Genomic DNA, 2,688 nt, shown 5'->3' with positions numbered 1-2,688 from the left:
CCCAGATCCAGGGCTTTTTTATTCATTTCCATAAAATCTTCAGGAATGGTGGTTTCAAGAACTTTCAGAATGGATTCAGGCTTGATTAACCCGGATACACCAATCAGGGCTCCCAGCATACAGATATTAAACACAATGGGTTTGCCGATCTCTTTCATCACCGTATCATACATGGGAAGAGCGATATGTTTGGCATCCACTTTTTTCCCAATGGTGACATATTTTGAATCCACCAAAAGCAGGCCGCCGGGCCGGATGATACCAGAGAATTTATTATAGCTTTCCTGGGTCAGGCTCACCAGGATATTCGGCTGGACAACTTTTGGAAAATTTATTTCAGAATCTGCAATGATAATATCACTTCTGGTGGAACCACCCCTTGCTGCGGCACCATAACTTTGGGACTGGATGGCATTTTTGTTTTCAAAAATCGCTGCAGCCTTGGCAAGGATAATTGCAGCCGTTATGACGCCTTGACCTCCCGAACCTGAAAAAACCAATCGTATTCGTTCCATTATGCTTTTCCTTTCATTGCGGTCTTGATAATTTCATCATAGGCCTCACAGTATTCAGGGACATCCGTATTCTCAACAAAAATTCCCCTCTGGATTAAATCGGGATTCTTCTCCAGTTTTTTAGATCCGATTTTCGCTGTATTGGTTTTGTAGCTTTCCAGCATCTGGATGGCGTCTCCTTCCTTGTTTTTCCGTCCGTAATAGGTCGGGCATTGCGTCAGGATTTCTACAACGGAAAATCCTTTATGGGCGATGCCTTTTTTAAGAAGGTCTTTGCACTCATTGGCATGGAATACCGTGGATCTGGCAACAAAGGTTGCACCGGCACTTTTGGCAAGCTCAACCACATCAAAATCTCTGTCAATGGTTGAATAGGGTGCTGTAGTCGCTTTTTTCCCACGACCGGACAAAGGAGAAAACTGTCCGCCGGTCATACCGTAAATCCTGTTGTTCATGACAATGGCTGTGATATCAATGTTTCTCCTGGCCGCATGGATAAAATGATTGCCGCCAATGGCAAGGGCATCTCCGTCACCCATGGGAACAATGGCTTTCAGACTTGGCTTGGAAAGTTTAACCCCGGTCGCAAAAGAAAGCGCTCTTCCATGGATGGTATGCAGGGAATGAAAATCAACATATCCTGAAATTCTGGATGAACAGCCAATGCCTGAAGTTATTACGATTTCATTTTTATTAAGGCCCAGTTCATGGACTGCCCGCAATAAAGATCCCAGAACGATGCCGTGGCCGCAGCCGGGACACCACATATGGGGAAAGAACCGTGGCCGAATATAGTCTTTAAAATTAAATACCTGTTTTGTCATGTTATACCCCTTTCCCCTGGATCATCCTCAAAAGAGTTTTAATATCACTCGGTGAGATCAATTCTCCGTCAATCCTGTTGGCAAGAAAAACATTATGCGGGTTGTCAACTGCGTTTTTAACCTGTGTGACGATCTGTCCCATGTTCATTTCAACCACAATAATGGCTTTGGCACCGGCACATTTTTCCCTGATCATGTCAAAGGGGAAGGGCCAAAGGGTTTGCAGCTCAAGCACACCTATTTTAATGCCTCTTGCTCTCCTGTCTTTTGCCAGGTGAATGGCGGATCTGGCAGATGATCCATAGGAGATCAGGATATATTCCGCATCATCCAGCCAGTATTCCTTATACATACTGATACTGTTAACATTGTTTTCTATTTTATCCACAAGATGCCGCAAAAGTCCGCTGACAACTTCCGGACTATTGTTTGGAAACCCCCACATGTCGTGGAAGAGGCCTGTGACATTATACCGGTGTTCAGCACCGAAATCCGACATGGGAAGCCTGCCGTCCTCTCTTGGAAGATATGGGTGATAATCAATCCCTTTTTTAACAGAAGTTCTAAGCCGGTCCACCACTGGAATTTCGCCCGGTTCGGGAATTACAAGCTTTTCGCGCATATGGCCGATGATTTCATCCAGCAGGATGACCACCGGGGTTCGATAGGTTTCAGCCATGTTAAAGGCTTCAACCGTTATTTTAAACACATCCTGATGATTGGATGCCGTGAGCGCAATGATGGCATGATCACCGTGAGTCCCCCATCTTACCTGGTTCACATCTCCCTGGCTGACATGGGTAGGGTTGCCTGTTGAAGGACCACCGCGCTGTACATTGGCAATGACACAGGGAATTTCAGCCATACAGGCATACCCCAGGGCTTCCTGCTTAAGGGAGAATCCCGGTCCGGATGTGGCGGTCATTACCTTATTGCCTGTGAGCGAAGCACCAATGATTGCACCCATTGATGCAATTTCATCTTCCATCTGGATGAATTTTCCACCTTTTTGGGGAAGGCGCATCGCCAGATGTTCCATTATTTCAGTGGACGGGGTGATCGGGTATCCTGCGAAAAAATTTATTCCGGCATAGATAGCGCCTTCCACACAGGCTTCGTTTCCCTGGACAAACCTGATATTATTCTTGTTTTTCATGTTCCCCTTCCTGGCTCTTCTATGATTTGTATTGCTAAGTCAGGGCATCGAAGTTCGCACAGTTTGCATGCAATACAATCTTCGGGTCTTACTGCTTCTGCCTTCCCTTTCTTGTCAAATTCAAGTACGTTTTTGGGACAAAAGTGAATGCAGATGCCACACCCTTTACACCATTCTTTATCGATTAAATGTT

Annotated in this window: 4 protein-coding genes; all 4 read right to left on the bottom strand. The window is 45.5% G+C overall.

Going from position 1 to position 2,688, the window contains the following annotated elements:
* Positions 1–515 (bottom strand): 2-oxoacid:acceptor oxidoreductase family protein (locus tag K8S13_RS20490; RefSeq protein ID WP_291465513.1); only part of this gene is annotated, 515 nt, incomplete at its 3' end.
* Positions 515–1,339, bottom strand: a complete 825-nt coding sequence (locus tag K8S13_RS20485) for a 2-oxoacid:ferredoxin oxidoreductase subunit beta (protein WP_291465511.1) — start codon at positions 1,337–1,339, stop codon at positions 515–517. The genes K8S13_RS20485 and K8S13_RS20490, both read right to left, overlap by 1 nt.
* Before the next feature lies 1 nt (position 1,340).
* Positions 1,341–2,495 (bottom strand): 2-oxoacid:acceptor oxidoreductase subunit alpha, encoded by a 1,155-nt coding sequence (locus K8S13_RS20480; protein WP_291465510.1) that lies wholly within the window; start codon positions 2,493–2,495, stop codon positions 1,341–1,343.
* The coding region (locus tag K8S13_RS20475; RefSeq protein WP_291465509.1) for a ferredoxin family protein at positions 2,492–2,688 on the bottom strand (197 nt) is incomplete at its 5' end. The genes K8S13_RS20480 and K8S13_RS20475, both read right to left, overlap by 4 nt.

This window comes from Desulfobacula sp. (assembly GCF_021107415.1).
Note: the sequence above shows the minus strand (reverse complement) of the source record. Positions and strands in the feature narration are given on the sequence as shown.